Raw genomic sequence first — 16,610 nt, 5'->3', positions numbered from 1 at the left:
ACTGAAATGGTGGCCGGATCTTGTCCGGCCAACCCATCGCTCTCTTGACTATTCCGCTTCCGCGGTCAGCGCCTTGGCCTTGGCCACCCAGGCGTCCGCACGGCTCGGCAGACCGACTTCTTCGCCGATCGTGTGCGCGGTGTCGTGATCGAGCTCGGCGAGCTGCCAGAAGTGGAAGATGCCGAGGTCGTTGAACTTCTTCTCGATCGCACCCGACACGCCCGGGAGCTTCTTGAGGTCGTCGGCGGTGCCGCGCGGACCTGCGAGGCCCTGGAAGCCGCTCGACGAAGCCGCCGGCAGCTCTTCAGCGAGCGGACGGGCCGAGGCGCCGACGTCGATGCCCGAATCGCCCTGAGCGCGGGAGATGCCGTCGATGGCAGCGCGCGCGATCAGGTCGCAATAAAGCGCGATCGCACGGCCGGCGTCGTCATTGCCCGGCACCACATAGGTGATGCCCTTCGGGTCCGAATTGGTGTCGACGATCGCGGCGACCGGGATGTTGAGCCGCTGGGCTTCCTGGATCGCGATGTCTTCCTTGTTGGTGTCGATCACGAAGATCAGGTCGGGCAGACCGCCCATGTCCTTGATGCCGCCGAGCGAGCGGTCGAGCTTGTCGCGCTCGCGCTGAAGCGTCAGACGCTCCTTCTTGGTGTAGGAGCTGGCATCGCCGCCCGACAGCACGTCGTCGAGGTGACGCAGGCGCTTGATCGAGGCCGAGATCGTCTTCCAGTTGGTCAGCGTGCCGCCGAGCCAGCGCGAATTGACGAAATACTGCGCGCAGCGCTTGGCAGCGTCCGCGACGCCGTCCTGCGCCTGGCGCTTGGTGCCGACGAACAGGATGCGGCCGCCCTTGGCGACGGTGTCGCTGACCGCCTGCAAGGCCGTGTGCAGCATCGGCACGGTCTGCGCGAGGTCGACGATGTGAATGTTGTTGCGAGCGCCGAAAATGAACGGAGCCATTTTCGGATTCCAGCGGTGAGACTGGTGACCAAAGTGCACGCCAGCTTCAAGCAGCTGACGCATGGTGAAATCGGGTAGCGCCATCGTTCTAGTTCTCCGGTTGGTTCCTCCGGAAGCGTGTGAGCAAAACGGAGCGTTGTCGCCCCGGCTGCCACCGGACGGCCTTGTGAGCCATGCTTCCGTGTGAGATGCGGCGCTGTATAGCGCCATTTCGGCCAGAAGCAAGGAAATAAGGGCCTTTCGGGGGCGGATTTCGCCCGCGAGAGGCCCTTTCCCTGGAGACCGGGCCGCTCCCTAACGCCCGACTAGCACTTGATTAGCACGTGACTAACACTTGACTAGCACCTGGGCTGGTTCGGCGGGCACTTCTTGGCCGCCGGCGGTGGGGGTGCGGGGCGCGGTGGAGGCGCGGCCGGGCGCGGCGGGGGTGGTGGTGCAACGGCCATACGCGGCGGCGGCGGCGGGGGTGCCGGTCGAGCCACCGGCGGCGGGGGTGCGGGCCGCGCCATGGGCGGAGGCGCCGGGCGCGCGACGGCAACCGGAGGAGCCGGGCGTGGCGGCGGAGGTGCGGCCATCCTCGGTGGCGGCGCCGACACCCGCGGCGGGGGTGGTGGCGTGGGCCGCGCTACGGCCTGCGGCCGCGGCGGCGGTGCAGCCGGTCTGGCCGCCTGCGGCGGGGCCGCCGATGGCAGATGCTGCGGCCTGATCGGCTCACGTGCCGCTGAAGGCGGCGGCGCGATCGGCCTCCCGGCCGCGGCCGGAGGTGTCGCCGGCGCGCCCGCGGCGGCGGGCGGCGAGCCTGCAGGCTCACGGGTCGCAGACTTGGCGCGATCCGCAGGCCCGGCGCCGGGCGGCGTCTGTGCCACCGGCGGCTTGGGCGCCTGGCCGGGCACAGCAGTCGGGTTGGCCACAGTGGGCGCAGCGGTTGCCGGCGCGGCAGCCGTTGGCGCATTGGAATGGGCAGGCAGTGTTGTGCCAGGAGCAGCCGTTGTGCCGGGTGCAGCTGTGGTCGGCGCCCCCGGACGAGCCGGCGGTGTCGCACCGGGTGCGGTCGCCGTCGGCGGCACGGGCCTTCCGCCCGGCAAAGCCCCTGCCCCGGCCGGCGGTGGCGGCGGGCCACCATGGGCACCAGGAACCGGCAGCGTGTTGGCCTGGGGCAGCCTGGTCTGCGGAGCAAGTGTCGGCGCCGTCTGCGGCGCAGCGGATGGCGCTGCGGTCGGCGCGACTGCCGTCGTCGGCGTCACCGGAGGCGGGCCGGGCCTCGCCGTCGGCTGGATCGCCGCGCTCGGCGGCATCGGCGCCTTGCCCTGCTGGATCAGCGCGGCGCGCTGCACGACCGCCTGCGGCACGGCAGGCCCGGCCGGGTTGGCACGGCCGGCAATCGCTGGCGCCAGATTGCCCGGTCCGGCCCCTGCCCCCGTAGCCGGTGCTGGTGCCGGCAGGCGGTTGATCACGGTGTTGATCACCGTCGTATTATGGATGTTCTGGTAGATGATGTTGTTCGGCGGCGGCGCGACATAGACCGGCGGCCTGACGAACACCGGGATCGGCACGAACACCGGCTGCGGCAGCACGAACAGGCCGACCACGGGCAGCGGCGGCGGCAGCACGACGAAATCCGGCGGCGGCGGCGGCAGATAGTAGACCGGCGGCGGCGGTGGCGGCGCGAAGCCGAAATCGGGATCGCTGAAATACAGCACGGGACGGTCGACATAGACCACCTCCTCCGGCGGCGGGGGCGGCACGTCGTAGTCGATCATCGCAAAGCTCGGCGGCGGCTCGGCCGGCGCGGTGAGGATCGCGAGGCGCCGGCGCGCGTCCGCCGCATGCGGCCCGCGCGGATAGCGGCGCAGATACGACCAATAGGCTTCCGGGGTATCGTTCCGGTAGGTGCGCCTCCAGGTGATCGCTTCGCGGCGCGCCGCGACGATCGCCATCACGCGCTTCGCCAGGGGATCGCCGGGATAGGCGGCGAGAAACTCCTCATAGGCCGGCAGCGTGTCGCGCTCGAGCGCGGCGGCATAGGCATCCCGCACGCCGAGGTCGCGGATCGGCTTGCTCCGGATCGCGGCGACCTGGTCGGGCGCGGCCTCCGGGGGCGGCGCGTCGGGCCCGCGCTCGAAGAACGAGAATGGCGCCGAGATCTTCTGCTCGTTCCAGGGCACCTGCGCGCCCTTGGAGGCCTCATTGACGCGCAGGCGAATGCGGTCGAACACCTCAGGCAGCGGCAGGCCGCCGGTCCGGATCATCTCGGCCAGCGACTGGGCGTAGATGCCGTAAGGCCCCGCCTCCTCCGGCGCGACCGTGCCGGGCGCGGCGTTGAACGCGATCAGCATGTTCGGCTCGGGCTCGACCAGCGCCAGACCGCTCGCGATCGGCTGGCCGCCCTCGATGAAGGGCTGCGCGCGGGCCGCGTCGAGCACGACGATGTTGGCCTTGAGCGGGATCGAGGCGAGCTGGCGCACATAATCACTGATCCGCAACGCCTCGGTCGGAACGTCGGTGTCGCGGGTGATGTTGGAATCGACCGGGATGAAATAGTTCTCGCCGGCCAGCTGCACGCCGTAGCCGGAAAGATAGATCATCGCGACGGTGCCCGGCCCCGAGGCCTGGGCCTTCTGGATGAAGTCGCGAAAGCTCTTGCGCAGCGTATCGCCGTCGAGATCGCGCGCACCGACGACGTCGAAGCCGGCTGCCTGCAGCGTCTGCGCGATCAGGCCGGCGTCGTTCGCGGTCGTTGCCAGCGGCGACTTGGCATAGGCGCCGTTGCCGACCACGAGTGCGATGCGCTTCTCCTGCTGCTGCGCGTTTGCTGCTCCCGGCGCGCCGGCGGCAAGGGCCACGATCGGCAGGAGAAGGCAAATGACGACTCGAAACGTCCCACGCATGGCTTGCTTGCCCGCTACTGTAGTTGAGGTGCCACCACGCATGAGGCGCGCAGCCGGCTGAACGGCGGTTGAACGAAAAGCTCGGATTGAGGCGGTGGCGTGGCCACGCGGCTGCTGGCGTCAGCTTCAGGTCAGCTGCAAATCAGCTCACGCCAGCCTCAAGGCCGCGAGCCTAGAAACTTCGCAAGGCTCCTTCAAGTCCCTGCCCTGCGCGATCAGATCGACCCTTGCGCGGATCCCACAGACGGCTGTATGGCGGCCGGCCTCTTGCCCGACGGGGGCCGACCGCCTGGCTCCGGTGTTCCCGAAGCTGGGCTTTAGCCCTGCGCGATCAACTCGACGGCCCCTGTGCGCAACCGATAGATACCGCCGACCACCTTGAGCTTGCCCTGTTCGACCGCTGCGTTGAGAAGCGGGGCGGCGGATTTCAGCTTGGCAACATTGTCGATGACGTTCTGGCGAATGGCGTTGTCGAGCGCGTTACCGCTCTGCCCGGCCGCCGTCTTCACCGAAGGTGCGATCGCGGAGACCAGCGTGGGGATGTGTCCCGGCAGCGGCTTGTCGTCCTTCAGCGACTTGATGGTCGCATCGACCGCGCCGCAATTGTCATGGCCGAGCACCAGGATGAGGGGCGTGCCCAGCACGGCGACGGTATATTCCATGCTCGCGACGGTCTCGTCGCCGGCAAAGTTTCCGGCGACACGGCACACGAACAGATCGCCGCGCCCGCTGTCGAAGGCATATTCGGGCGCGATGCGCGAATCGGCGCAGCTCAAAACAGCCGCGTAGGGATTCTGACCGCCGACCAGCGCTTCGCGCTCATGCGTGAAGTCGTGGCGGCGCGACACACCCGACACGTAGCGCGCATTGCCCTCCATCAGCTTCTTGAGCGCCGCATCGGGCGACAGCACGTTCTGAGGTTTGGGCGGCGCCTTCGCCTCCTTGGCCGACGCGGTCCCGCCAAACGCTGCCACTCCGAGCGCCGAAGCGGCAAAGAGCATCATGGAGCGCCGCGAAGGAGCGGTCGATTGAAGCAGATTTTCAGAGCATTTGTCGCACATGGTTGTTGTTCTTCCTGGCTTCCCGCCCAACGCGATTCTCGTGACAACAACTGATAGCTGCGCGCGAGCGACTTCGAAACCGGGCGCGGGCCAAATAGTTAAGCTTTGGTTTGCGGCGGGGCCCGCAATGTCAGAGCTGTTGCACGTCGACCACCCCCGCGACCGCCTTGATCGCGCCGGCGATCTGCGGCGAGACCTTGAAGCGGCCGGGCAGCTTCATCTCCACCTCGGTCTCGAGGTCGAGCATCATTACCAGCGAGACCTCACCGTCGCCATTCGAGCGCGGTGCGATGCCCGGACTGCCGACTTTCGGCGCGGCGCCGTTCGAGGCGGCCATGTCGGGCCCGGCCAAACGCTTGGCGATCGATTCCAGCGGCTTGGTGTCGCGCAGGAAGATGCGCAGGCCCTTCTGCGTCTTGGCGGCGGCATCATCCAGCGGCTCGGCATGCAACACGCGGGCGCGGACGTCCTCGCCCTGAAGCTCGGCGCCGAGTTGCAGCAGCACGGCAGCGCCCGGCTCCAGCACGTCGCGATATTGCGCGAGGCCTTCGGAGAACAGCACCGCCTCGAAGTGGCCCGTGGGATCGGAGAGCCCCATGATGCCCATCTTGTTGCCGGTCTTGGTGCGCCGCTCCATGCGCGAGACCACGGTGGCTGCGACCTTGCCGGCGGTGGCACCGGTCTTCACCGCGCGCGAAAACTCGGCCCAGCTCTGCACCCGCAGCCGCTTCAGCACGGTGGCGTAATCGTCGAGCGGATGGCCCGACAGGAAGAAGCCGACGGCATCGTATTCGCGGCGGAGCTTTTCGGCCGGCAGCCACGGCTCGATCTGCGGCAGCATGATGGTCGGCGCATCCGCCGACATGCCGAACATGTCGTTCTGACCGATGGTCTCGGCCTGATGCGCGCGCTGGCAGGCGGCGAGGATCGAGTCCGCGCCGGCGAAGACGCGGGCGCGGTTCGGCTCCAGCGTGTCGAAGGCCCCGGCGGCGGCAAGACTTTCGATGATACGCTTGTTGATCGCGCGCGGATTGACCCGCGCGGCGAAGTCGGCGAGCGAGGTGAACAATCCGCGCTTGGTGCGCTCCTCGATGATCTGCTCGATCGCCTGGATGCCGACGCCCTTGAGCGCTGCAAGCGCATAGTAAATGACCTTGTCGCCAACCTCGAAGGTCGCGCCGGAGCGGTTGATGTTCGGCGGCTCGACCTTAATGCCGAGGCGCTGCGCCTCGGAGCGGAATTCGGAGAGCTTGTCGGTGTTGTTGAGGTCGAGCGTCATCGACGCCGCGATGAACTCCACCGGATAATGCGCCTTCATGTAGGCGGTGTGATAGGACACCAGCGCATAGGCCGCCGCGTGGCTCTTGTTGAAGCCGTAGTCGGCGAACTTGGCCAGCAGCTCGAAGATGGTCTCGGCCTGCGCCTTCGGCACGCCGTTCTTCACCGCGCCGGCGACGAAGATGTCGCGCTGCTTGTCCATCTCGGCGCGGATCTTCTTGCCCATGGCGCGGCGCAAGAGGTCGGCGTCGCCGAGCGAATAGCCCGACATCACCTGCGCGATCTGCATCACCTGTTCCTGGTAGATGATGACGCCGAACGTCTCTTTCAGGATCGGCTCCAGCACGGGATGCAGATATTCCGGCTCCTCGTCGCCGTGCTTGCGCGCGCAATAGGTCGGGATGTTCGCCATCGGACCCGGCCGATACAGCGCCACCAGCGCGATGATGTCCTCGAAACGGTCGGGGCGCATGTCGACCAGCGCGCGCCGCATGCCCTGGCTTTCAACCTGGAACACGCCGACCACCTCGCCGCGCGCCAGCATCTGGTAGCTCTCGGCATCGTCGATCGGCAGCGTTGCGAGATCGACGTGGATGTCGCGCGGCTTGAGCAGCTTGCAGGCGACATCAAGCACGGTCAGCGTCTTCAGGCCGAGGAAGTCGAACTTGACGAGGCCCGCGGGCTCGACCCATTTCATGTTGAACTGGGTCACCGGCATGTCGGATTTGGGATCGCGGTAGAGCGGCACGAGCTCGCTCAGGGGGCGATCACCGATCACGATGCCGGCGGCGTGGGTCGAGGCGTGGCGGGTCAGGCCTTCCAGGCGCTGGGCGATGTCGAAGGCGCGTGCCACCACCGGATCTTCATCACGGAACGCCTGGAGCTTCGGCTCGCTCTCGATCGCGGCCGCGAGCGTGACGGGCGCGGCGGGATTCTGCGGCACCAGCTTGGTCAGCTTGTCGACCTGGCCATAGGGCATCTGCAGCACGCGGCCGACGTCGCGCAGCACGCCGCGCGCCTGCAGCGTTCCGAAGGTGATGATCTGCGCCACCTGATCGCGGCCGTAGCGCTGCTGCACGTAACTGATCACCTCGCCGCGGCGGTCCTGGCAGAAGTCGATGTCGAAGTCCGGCATCGAGACGCGTTCGGGATTGAGGAAGCGCTCGAACAGCAGGCCGAACTTGATCGGATCGAGATCGGTGATGGTGAGCGCCCACGCCACCAGCGAGCCTGCGCCGGAGCCGCGGCCCGGCCCAACCGGAATGCCCTGGCCCTTCGCCCATTTGATGAAGTCGGACACGATCAGGAAGTAGCCCGCGTATTTCATGCGCATGATGACGTCGAGCTCGAACGCCAGGCGCTTGCTGTAATCCTCGTCCGTCATGCCCTGCGACAGGCCGTGGACCCGCAGGCGATTGACGAGCCCCTCCTCCGCCTGGCGCTTCAGTTCCGCCGCCTCGACCGCGGCGGCGTCCGAGCTCTGCGCGGCACCGACGGTGAAGAACGGCAGGATCGGCTTGCGCGTCATCGGGCGGAACGAGCAGCGCTCGGCGATCTCCACCGTCGAGGCCAGCGCCTCCGGAATGTCGGCGAACAGCACCGCCATCTCGGCGCGCGTCTTGAAGCGATGATCCGGCGTGAGCTGCTCGCGCTCGGTCTCGGCGATCAGCCGCCCGCCAGCGATGCACAGCAGCGCGTCATGCGCTTCGTAATCGTCGGTCGCGGCGAAATACGGCTCGTTGGTCGCAACCAGCGGCAGTCCCTTGGCGTAGGCGAGGTCGATCAGGCCGCTTTCGACGCGCCGCTCCTTCTCGGTGTTGTGGCGCTGCAATTCGATGTAGAGGCGGTCGCCGAACAGGCCGGCCAGACGCTCGCAGCGCAAGGCGGCGAGCTCGGCATGACCGCCGGCCAGCGCCAGCGAGATCGGCCCGTCAGGTCCGCCCGTCAGCGCGATCAGCCCCTCGGTCTCGCCCTCGAACCAGTCGAATTTGACGAACGGAGCATGGCTATCCGGCGATTCGAGGAAGGCGCGCGAGTTGAGCCGCATCAGGCTGCGATAGCCGCGCTCCTGCGCGGCCAGCAGCACCACGCGCGACGGCCCCATCGCGTTGCGCGCATTCGGATCCTGGTCGCCGAAATCGATCGCCAGCTCGCAGCCGACGATCGGCTGGATGCCGGAGCCCGCCATCTTGTCGGAAAACTCCAGCGCACCGAACAGATTGTCGGTGTCGGTCAGCGCCAGCGCCGGCTGATGGTCCTTCTTGGCAAGCTCGGCGAGCTTGGCGATCTTGATCGAGCCCTTGAGCAGCGAATAGGCCGAGTGAACGTGAAGGTGGACAAATCCGGCGCTCGGCATGGTCGCGTGACGGCCTCTTGCAGATGGAATGCAGCGGTCGCCGGCTCCTCAAGGCATCATGCACTCGCTTGCCTTCGTTTGCCGACTCGCCTCGCAATGGTGAGGTGTCGCAGCTTCAGAGTCTACGCCGGAGCGGCCAATTGGCCGCGTCGTCCTGCTTTTCCCCAAGGGGGCACCGGTAAAGGGGAGCTGCGGTTTACAAAACCGCTGCCCCTAGAGCTGCGGTATGACCTGCGCCCAGATCGCGATCATCCCGACGAACAGCGTGATCGACGCCAGTGCGGCGGCCTCTTCCACGAAAACCCTGAACATGGCTTGCTCCCTTGTTGGAACGTATGAAGAACATTGTTCTCATTTCGTTCTCAAGAGTCAAGCATGGCGGACGACCTCCAGGAGCAATGGTTAACTCGCTGAATTCACGCAATAAAAAAGCCCCGGCCAAGGCCGGGGCTTTCGAGGACCGCTCAACGAAGAACGATCAGTCTCAGTAACGGCCAATCATCGGGCCGCCGAACTTGTAGTTCAGGCGGACGAGACCCATGTCGACGTCCTGCTTGATGCGGTCGGTACCCGCGAGGCCGGCGAAGGTGACGTCCTTGTCCGACAGGAAGATGTGGTTGTACTCGACGCCAACCGACCAGTTCGGCGCAAAACCGTACTCGAGGCCGGCACCGACCGTACCACCCCACCGGGTCTGGTCGTTCGAGGACAGCAGCGCGCCCGAGACCGTGCTGGAAACGTCGTACTTGACGCCGACCACAGCCGCACCGCCCTTGACGTAGAGCAGGACGTTGTTCCAGGCGTAGCCGACCTGACCGGTGATCAGACCGAACGAGTCGATCTTCGAGCGGTTGCGAGTTGCGAACAGCGCGCTGACATTGTCGCCCGAGAAGTCGGCCCAGTTGCCCTGACCTTCCACGCCGAACACCCACTGGCCGGACTGAAAGCGATAGCCGATCTGACCACCGACCGTGCCGCCGGTCGCATCATGCGAACCTTCGCGGCCGCCGCCGACGAGATCCCAGGTCGAGTGCGACGAACCGCCGCCGCCGTTGATGCCGATGTAGAAGCCGCTCCAGTCATAGACCGCGGCGATCGCCGCCGGCGGCGCCTTGGTGTACGGCCGAGCTGCGAGGTCGGCAGCCAGCGCCGGCGCAGTCGCGCTCAGCGCGACAAGGCTCACAGCGGCAAGCAACAAATTCTTCTTCATTTGAGTCCCGTTCCAGTTTCGTCGTTAGGCCCCCTGGCCGCAGCGTGGTCATAACAGTGATCGACGGAATTGCTGTAACCTCGACGCAACAGTTCGCTCCAAAGGCCCCCGCTTCATTAATGAAGATTTATCAGCGCGTTCTGGAAACCCTTTGAAATAAGTGTTTTCTGTAGTTCCATTGTCGGCGACACGAGATAAATTGCATGCGCGCGTAACAACGTCGCGCGCACATTCGCGTGATGGAGAATTGAAGATGCGCAGACGAATTGTCCTCCCCATTGTCGCCACACTTTCGCTCGCTACCGCCACATTTGCACTCGTGTCGAGCACATCAACACCCGCACGCGCGTTCGGAACGCATCATCCATTCTGCCTCACCGGCGATGAATGGCCGGGCCTGAGCAATTGCAGGTTCGACACCTACACGCAGTGTCAGGCAAGCGCATCGGGACGCGCGCTGACCTGCATCGCCAATCCGTATTTCGTCGGGCAGAGCGACGACCCCTACGCCTACCAGAATCGTCCGCGCGCGCAGACGCCGGGCTATTCACCAGGCTACTTCCTGCGCTGAGATGCGCCGGGCTCGCCTCGCACTGGTCGTGATCGGCCTGCTTCTCGCGGGCGGATCTGCACCCGCGCAGACCTACGATCCGAGCTATCCCGTGTGCATGCAGATCTACGGCCCCGTCGGCTATTTCGACTGCCGCTACGGCTCGCTCGAGCAGTGCCGATATCTCGCCGTCGGACGCTCGGCGAGTTGCGTGGTGAACCCGTATTTTCCGCTGAAGAAACCAACGCGCCCTCGCCGCTCGAGCGCGCCGCCTCGCCCCGGATCCTAACCGTTCAGTTTCCGCCGGAGATAGGGCGGCGTAGGCGTGCGGCGAATGCCGTCATCGGCTCAGCTCTGCCAGGGCGTGCTGCGGATGCGCGTGCACGCATTCGGCTTGCGGAAGCTGGGATCGTGATCCTCGATGTAGTCGAAATTGACCGTCCCGAACGTCGTCTGCGGCTTCTTCAGCGCCGAGCAGGTCTGCACCTTCAGGAACTCGTTCTTGAAGTCGCCGCGCGGAAACGCCGAGATCACCTGGTCGCGCTGCTCCGGCGTGTAGTCGTCATACCCAATGCCCACGACGTCCACCAGGACACCCGCGTTGGTGAGCGCGATTTCCGGCCGCATGAATTGCGGAATGCCGGGCGTGGTGTGCAGCGCGATTGCCTCCCACACCAGATCGGCTTGCGGCTCGGCGATGCCGCGCGCCCGCAGGAACTCACGCGCAGCGTCGGCTCCGTCAACCTCAAATCGCTTTGTCTGCGTGTGGTAATGGTCGACGAGGCCTAGATCGTGAAACAACGCCGCGACGTAAAGAAGTTCGGGATCGAATTTCAGCTGCTGACGCAGCCCCTTCATGGCACCGAAGACGTAGACTCGGACGGAATGGTTGAAAAGCATGTCGTCTTCGTGGCTGCGCACCAGTTCAGCCGCCTCGCGCGCCAGCTTGCTGTCGGGGATTTTGACGCTGGAAATCACGCTCATCATCTTCTCCTACTTTGCATTTCGACTGATGCCGCGCGATCCGTCAGGCCGCCTTCTCGAGCGCGGCCTGCGGAGTATTTCGGAAGCTGATCGACATGCGATTGTACGCATTCATCAGGCTGATTGCGATCGTGAGATCGACAAGCTCGCGCTCGCTGAAGACCTTGCGGGCGGCTTGATAGGCTTCATCGGGCACGTTGGTCTCGGCGACGCGGGTGACAGTCTCGGCCCAGGCGAGGGCCGCGCGCTCGCGGTCGTCGAAGAGATCGCCGGCCTCGGCCCAAGCCTGCAGCAGCGCGAGCTTTTCGACCTTCACACCGCTCTTCAGCAGATCCCGCGTGTGCATGTCGAGGCAGTAGGCGCAGTTGTTGATCTGTGAGACGCGCAGGTAAGCGAGGGTCACCAGCGTCGCGGGAAGCCCACTCTGCATGACGTAGCCATAGACGCCGCCCAGTGCCTTCGCGCCTGCCGGTGCAATGTGGTTGTAGTTGAGGCGTTCACTCATCCGCTTTCTCCTTGATGATCGAGGGAGCCCCTCTTTCCTCCCTCAGATGCCCCTGCCGTGGTCTATAAAAAAGGACCAAGAACGCGGGGAAATCGTGTACCAAGGATCATGACCAGATCGCTGCGGCTGAAGCTCGACCGGTCGGCGAAGACGCCGCTGGCGGAGCAAATCCACAGGGGGATCAGGGCCGCCATCGAGCGCGGCGTGCTCGCCCCGGGCGCGCGCCTGCCCTCATGGCAGGATTTGGCGGCCCAGCTTGGCGTCGCGCGCGGCACCGTGCGCTCAGCCTATGAAAAGCTCTCATCGGCCCAACTGATCATCGCGGCCCGCGCGACAGGCACCCATGTCGCCGACCGACCGTCCATTCCCGTGCGGCGGGACAAGGCGCCGGACCCCGGCTCGTTCATGGAGATGTACCAGGAGCTCACGGCGGGGCCGGCGATCTTCCAGATGGGCGTTCCTTCGCAGGAGACCTTTCCTGCGACGCTGCTCGCGCGAATGCGCGCACGGGCGGTTCGCGTCGAGATGAGCGCACCTGCGATCTACCCCGACCCGCGCGGCGAACCGGACTTGCGACGCGAGATCGCGGCCTACCTTGCGCTGGCGCGCGGGATCGAATGCGCACCGTCCCAGATCATCATCACCAGCGGCTTCAGCGGCGGCCTCGGCCTGGCGCTCCGTGTCCTCGACCTCGGGCAAAGGAAGAAAGTCTGGATGGAGGATCCCGGCTTTCCCTTCACCCGGCACGGCCTCGAACTTGCGGGCCTGTCGATCGTGCCAATCACGGTTGACGCAGATGGGATCGATGTCGATGACGGCCTGCAACAAGCGCCCGACGCCGCGCTGGTTGTCGTGACACCGGGGCAGCAGGCGCCGCTCGGATCCACGCTGTCACTGGCACGTCGATCGCGCCTGCTCGACTGGGCGAACCAAAACAACGCCTGGGTGATCGAGGATGACTATCTCAGCGAACTTCAGCTCAAGGGCCGGGCCACGCCGGCGCTCGCCTCGCTCGATCGCGCCGGCCGCGTCATTCACATTGGCTCCTTCAGCAAGACCGTAACCCCTGCCCTACGGCTCGGCTTTGTCGTTGCACCGGCCGCTCTGGCGTCGCGATTCGCCGAGACCGCAGCGTGCCTCGCGCCGGCACCCGGACCCGCGGTGCAGCTCGCCACGGCAGACTTCATCCGCGAGGGCCATTATCTGCGGCATCTGCGGCGCACCAAGCGCGCCTACACCGCGCAAGGCGATGCATTGCTGAAGCAGCTTCGAACGCGCACCACGAACGTTGCGATTGCAGGACTGGCCGCGGTCCTGCGCTTGCCGGACGGAGCGCCTGATCTTGCCATCGCCAGGCAAGCCGCAGCGTTCGGACTTGCGCCCACGCCGCTCTCGCTCTGGTATGCCTCGAAGGCTTCGGCGCGCCCGGGACTGTTGCTAGGCGTCGCGACGTCTCCACTCAAAAGGATCGAGGCGTCCTGCGACCGGCTCCTTCAGATCATCGACCGCCTGACGTGATCCGACTCCGGCGTCGGCGGCTTAACCCGCCAGCGTCACGATCAAGGGTCCGTTGCGGGTGGCGATCACGGTGTGCTCGTATTGAACGGTCGGCGCCTCGGGGCTGCTGTAGAGCGTCCATGGGTCGTCGCCATTCTCCGCCCATTCGGCACCCATGGAGAGGAACGGCTCGACGGTGAACACGAGGCCATCGTTCATGATGCGGCGTTCGGAGCGGTCGGGCCAGGTTGCAATCTCCGTCGGCTCCTCATGGAGCGACAGGCCGACGCCGTGACTGGCCAGATTCCTGACCAGGCTGTAGCCTTTCTTCCGCGCAAAGGTCCCGATCGCCTGGCCGATCCCGGCAATCGGTTTGCCGGCGCCGACCTGCTGCAGGCCGGTCCACATCGCCCGCCGGCCGTCCCGGCAAAGACGTTCGATCGCGCGGTTTACGGGGGAACGGCGAAGGAAGCACCCGTATCGGCGAAGAAGCCATTCTTCTCGGCTGACACGTCAATGTTCACGAGGTCGCCGCGCGCGATCCGCCGTTCGCCCGGAATGCCGTGAGCGATCTCCTCGTTCACGCTGATGCAGGTCGCCCCGGGAAAATCATAGGCCAGCTCCGGGGCCGAACGCGCGCCGGCGGCCTCCAGGAGCTTTCGCCCGATCTGGTCGAGCTCGGAGGTGCTCATGCCCGGCTCAATCGCCTTGCCCATCGCCTCCAGCGTATTGGCGACGATGCGACCGAGCTCTTTCAGGCGCGTCAGGTCGTTGTCATCGGAGATTGTCATGTCAGGGCTCTTGTCCGGGAGGCCCGGACATAGCCCCTGCGAGGTCGGCTTGCAAACGCAGCGTGTACGCCAGAACCGTTCGCGCGGCCTAGTCAGCGTTCCGCCAACGCGGGATCGCAAGATCTACATGAAACCCGGATTACGCGGGAGGTAACTGACCCAATCTCCGAACTGCCGATTGGACATCAGCAGCATCGGGAGCGTCAGATGCATGCCGTGGTCGGTCGCCACTTTGAGCGCCGGCTCGCTCGTACCCGGCACGAAGGCCGAGATGGTTGGAACACCGCCCCGTGCCGCGAGCGACAGCGCAGCCGCAAGGGCGGGGCCAACCAGATCCTGCCGGCGGACCGCGAGCGGACCAATGTGTCCATCCGAAACGTAGACGTACCCGACGCACTCGCGGCCGGCGTGAATGGTGAACCCGTTCGTCGTGCTGTCGCCCAGGAGATATCGGTGATGCTTCGCTCTGGAAACGCCGAGAGCGCTGATATCAATGGGCACCAGGTCCTCGAACCGGGCCGTCGCGGCGGCAAGAGGTTCAAGACGCAGCAGCGGCTCAGCCAACCGTGACGCCAGGCGGTCACGAGGCGCGCTGACCATGTAGATCGGACAGCGCGGGAATAGTCCGTGACGGATGTAGAGGCCTTGAGACACGTTGTTGAAGGTGAAGGTGATCAACGCCTTGACGGATGCTCCGCGCGTTGCCGCGTGAGCGAATGACTTCCCGAGCAATTGATTGCCAATGCCGTCGCTCTGGCGATCAGGCGCCACGAACAACTGCGCCAAGAACCAAAGCTCGCCACACACCCAGCTCCACGCGAAGCCGACAATGTCTCCGTCGACATCGGCAACCCATAGACCTTCGGGATCATCCGCAAGCGAGAAGGCCTGAAAATGGTGCGGGCGAGAGGATGCCATCTTGCCGAACCCCCGCCGTTCCGTGAGTTCGTTGATGCTGGCGACCACGATCTCGTCGGCTCTCGCCAAATCGTCGCTACAAGCGGGCCGGCACACGACAGCCATTCTCGAATCCTCCCGAAGAGATCAACACGGCCCATGGGAGCGACGAAATCCTCAGCCGGCAATCAGGCCAGGGGCCGGATGTTCTGGTTCATGCGGAAGAAGTTGGTCGGGTCGTATTTCGCCTTGATCCGCTGCAGTCGCCGGTAGTTCGGTCCATAGGCGGCCGCGACGGGATCGCCCGTCTCGTCATCATCGAGATAATTGACATAGCGGCCGGAGGCGAAGAAGGGCCGCATCCTTTCGTAGGTGTCGCGCGCCCAGGACATGCAGCGGCTGGTATCGCTGGCCTGCATCCACTGCGCGAGAATCAGGAAATTATAGCCCTCCTGCCGATGCGGAAATGCCGTATCCACGGCATCGACGCGGGCCGCCGCGCCGTGGACGTGTTCGACCAGAAACTGCCCCATGGGAGTCGGGCAGCGCGCGAAGCATTCGATCATGGTCGCAATCGCGCCATCACTGAGCTCCGCGAGGAAGTTCGATTTCCAATAGTTGAAGGCGCCTTTCGGATAGTTGGCGTCGAGCATGCGGTTGAGGTCGCAATAGGGAATCGGCCCGACTGCATCCAGGATCGGAGTCCCGAACTGTTTCAGCGGCCGCACCGCTCGTTCGGCATCCGCCAGCGGTCCGCAGTGACTGGTGACCAGGACCGCGACCTCCGTGCCGGAGCCGTCTGGCGCATGCGTCAGGGATGCGAACAGCATGTGCTCGTCCGCGAGCGACCGCGTGCTGGTCCGGAAGAATTCGAGCACCTCGCGGGAGCGTTCGATGGGATGGACGATCGGGCCGCCGGTGATGATCGGCCCGATTGTATGAAGATCGTATTCGAGACTGGTGGCGATCCCGAAGTTTCCGCCGCCGCCGCGGAGAGCCCAGAACAGATCGGGCTCCTCTTGCCTGCTGGCGCGCAAAACCCTGCCATCGGCGGTGACGAGTTCGACGGCCCGCAGATTGTCCAGTGCCAGACCGTACTTGCCCATCAGCCAGCCCAGTCCTCCGCCGAGGGTCAGGCCGGCAATCCCGGTGGTCGAGACCACGCCGCCGGTGACCGCAAGTCCGTGAAGTTGCGTTTCGCGATTGAGCTCGCCCCAGGTGGCCCCGCCCTGCGCCCAGACGGTCTTGCCGACCGGATCGACCCGGACGCCCTTCATGGGCGAGAGGTCGATCATGATCCCGCCGTCGATGGTTGCGCGTCCTGCTACATTGTGGCCACCGCCGCGAACGGCGACCTCGAGGCCGAGCCTGGTCGCAAGAGCGACGGCGTCGACGACGTCGGCCACGCTGCGGCACCTGGCGATCAATGCCGGCCGCTTGTCGACCAGCCCGTTATGGACCTTTCGCGCCTCCTCATAGCCCTCGTCCGCCGGTTTGAGCAGTTGTCCTCCGAAGGAGGCGCCAAGATCGGCGGCAGCGCTGGCGACAGATGCGATGGACGACATGACCTGATCTCCTCAGCTTGACCCGCCATATCCTTGGCCGCGCACGATCTCCGCGCAAATCCGAAGAA

At 65.7% G+C, this 16,610-nt stretch carries 12 protein-coding genes and 1 pseudogene; 3 read left to right on the top strand and 10 right to left on the bottom strand.

Translation table 11 applies throughout. From position 1 onward, the window contains the following. Positions 1-48 precede the first annotated feature (48 nt). The 5 genes from CIT37_RS19400 to CIT37_RS19380 all read right to left on the bottom strand — a co-directional run bounded on the left by CIT37_RS19400 (position 49) and on the right by CIT37_RS19380 (position 9,753). Entirely contained in the window at positions 49-1,044 is a 996-nt protein-coding gene (locus CIT37_RS19400) for a 30S ribosomal protein S2 (protein WP_028141512.1), read from the bottom strand. Between the two features lie 254 nt (positions 1,045-1,298). Next, on the bottom strand, positions 1,299-3,848 hold the full coding sequence (locus CIT37_RS19395; RefSeq protein WP_109866602.1) for a caspase family protein: 2,550 nt from the start codon (positions 3,846-3,848) through the stop codon (positions 1,299-1,301). 317 nt (positions 3,849-4,165) lie between these two features. Continuing rightward, the gene (locus CIT37_RS19390; RefSeq protein WP_038948696.1) at positions 4,166-4,909 is read right to left on the bottom strand and encodes a carbonic anhydrase; all 744 of its coding nucleotides are present in this window, start codon (positions 4,907-4,909) and stop codon (positions 4,166-4,168) included. A 130-nt stretch (positions 4,910-5,039) separates the two neighbouring features. Then, positions 5,040-8,543, bottom strand: coding sequence for a DNA polymerase III subunit alpha (gene dnaE, locus CIT37_RS19385; RefSeq protein ID WP_095425454.1), 3,504 nt, complete (start codon positions 8,541-8,543; stop codon positions 5,040-5,042). A gap of 484 nt (positions 8,544-9,027) precedes the next feature. Continuing rightward, positions 9,028-9,753, bottom strand: a complete 726-nt coding sequence (locus CIT37_RS19380; protein WP_028141508.1) for an outer membrane protein — start codon at positions 9,751-9,753, stop codon at positions 9,028-9,030. A 253-nt stretch (positions 9,754-10,006) separates the two neighbouring features. Here CIT37_RS19380 and CIT37_RS19375 point away from each other — a divergent pair, with 253 nt between their 5' ends. Together CIT37_RS19375 and CIT37_RS19370 are read left to right on the top strand one after the other, a co-directional pair. Beyond that, complete coding sequence (locus CIT37_RS19375; protein WP_095425453.1) at positions 10,007-10,324, top strand: DUF3551 domain-containing protein; 318 nt, start codon at positions 10,007-10,009, stop codon at positions 10,322-10,324. A gap of 1 nt (position 10,325) precedes the next feature. Continuing rightward, a complete protein-coding gene (locus tag CIT37_RS19370; protein WP_028141506.1) occupies positions 10,326-10,592 on the top strand; it encodes a DUF3551 domain-containing protein in 267 nt (88 codons plus the stop codon). Between the two features lie 59 nt (positions 10,593-10,651). Here CIT37_RS19370 and CIT37_RS19365 read toward each other — a convergent pair whose 3' ends face one another. Both CIT37_RS19365 and CIT37_RS19360 read right to left on the bottom strand, forming a co-directional pair. Further along, positions 10,652-11,290: an HD domain-containing protein gene (locus tag CIT37_RS19365; protein ID WP_028141505.1), complete on the bottom strand. Its 639-nt coding sequence runs from the start codon at positions 11,288-11,290 to the stop codon at positions 10,652-10,654. A 40-nt stretch (positions 11,291-11,330) separates the two neighbouring features. Then, positions 11,331-11,792, bottom strand: a complete 462-nt coding sequence (locus CIT37_RS19360; protein ID WP_028141504.1) for a carboxymuconolactone decarboxylase family protein — start codon at positions 11,790-11,792, stop codon at positions 11,331-11,333. A 108-nt stretch (positions 11,793-11,900) separates the two neighbouring features. Here CIT37_RS19360 and pdxR point away from each other — a divergent pair, with 108 nt between their 5' ends. Next, complete coding sequence (gene pdxR, locus CIT37_RS19355; protein WP_095425452.1) at positions 11,901-13,310, top strand: MocR-like pyridoxine biosynthesis transcription factor PdxR; 1,410 nt, start codon at positions 11,901-11,903, stop codon at positions 13,308-13,310. A 21-nt stretch (positions 13,311-13,331) separates the two neighbouring features. Here pdxR and map read toward each other — a convergent pair. The 3 genes and pseudogenes from map to CIT37_RS19340 all read right to left on the bottom strand — a co-directional run bounded on the left by map (position 13,332) and on the right by CIT37_RS19340 (position 16,542). Next, positions 13,332-14,080 (bottom strand): annotated as a pseudogene (gene map, locus CIT37_RS19350) (type I methionyl aminopeptidase). Positions 14,081-14,203: 123 nt separating this feature from the next. Then, a complete protein-coding gene (locus tag CIT37_RS19345; RefSeq protein ID WP_167456569.1) occupies positions 14,204-15,103 on the bottom strand; it encodes a GNAT family N-acetyltransferase in 900 nt (299 codons plus the stop codon). Positions 15,104-15,165: 62 nt separating this feature from the next. Then, the gene (locus CIT37_RS19340; protein WP_028141500.1) at positions 15,166-16,542 is read right to left on the bottom strand and encodes an FAD-binding oxidoreductase; all 1,377 of its coding nucleotides are present in this window, start codon (positions 16,540-16,542) and stop codon (positions 15,166-15,168) included. Positions 16,543-16,610: the final 68 nt, after the last annotated feature.

It is taken from the genome of Bradyrhizobium ottawaense (assembly GCF_002278135.3).
In the GTDB taxonomy this organism is placed as follows: domain Bacteria; phylum Pseudomonadota; class Alphaproteobacteria; order Rhizobiales; family Xanthobacteraceae; genus Bradyrhizobium; species Bradyrhizobium ottawaense.
The sequence above is the reverse complement of the archived record's forward strand: the minus strand, read 5'-3'. Positions and strand labels throughout refer to the sequence as shown.

Bases quoted from the DNA above. Each gene is read 5' to 3' on its own strand.
- CIT37_RS19395 (WP_109866602.1), bottom strand. From the start codon at position 3,848: ATGCGTGGGACGTTTCGAGTCGTCATTTGCCTTCTCCTGCCGATCGTG.
- CIT37_RS19380 (WP_028141508.1), bottom strand. From the start codon at position 9,753: ATGAAGAAGAATTTGTTGCTTGCCGCTGTGAGCCTTGTCGCGCTGAGC.
- dnaE (WP_095425454.1), bottom strand. From the start codon at position 8,543: ATGCCGAGCGCCGGATTTGTCCACCTTCACGTTCACTCGGCCTATTCG.
- CIT37_RS19400 (WP_028141512.1), bottom strand. From the start codon at position 1,044: ATGGCGCTACCCGATTTCACCATGCGTCAGCTGCTTGAAGCTGGCGTG.
- CIT37_RS19340 (WP_028141500.1), bottom strand. From the start codon at position 16,542: ATGTCGTCCATCGCATCTGTCGCCAGCGCTGCCGCCGATCTTGGCGCC.
- CIT37_RS19370 (WP_028141506.1), top strand. From the start codon at position 10,326: ATGCGCCGGGCTCGCCTCGCACTGGTCGTGATCGGCCTGCTTCTCGCG.
- CIT37_RS19365 (WP_028141505.1), bottom strand. From the start codon at position 11,290: ATGATGAGCGTGATTTCCAGCGTCAAAATCCCCGACAGCAAGCTGGCG.
- pdxR (WP_095425452.1), top strand. From the start codon at position 11,901: ATGACCAGATCGCTGCGGCTGAAGCTCGACCGGTCGGCGAAGACGCCG.
- CIT37_RS19375 (WP_095425453.1), top strand. From the start codon at position 10,007: ATGCGCAGACGAATTGTCCTCCCCATTGTCGCCACACTTTCGCTCGCT.
- CIT37_RS19345 (WP_167456569.1), bottom strand. From the start codon at position 15,103: ATGGCTGTCGTGTGCCGGCCCGCTTGTAGCGACGATTTGGCGAGAGCC.
- CIT37_RS19360 (WP_028141504.1), bottom strand. From the start codon at position 11,792: ATGAGTGAACGCCTCAACTACAACCACATTGCACCGGCAGGCGCGAAG.
- CIT37_RS19390 (WP_038948696.1), bottom strand. From the start codon at position 4,909: ATGTGCGACAAATGCTCTGAAAATCTGCTTCAATCGACCGCTCCTTCG.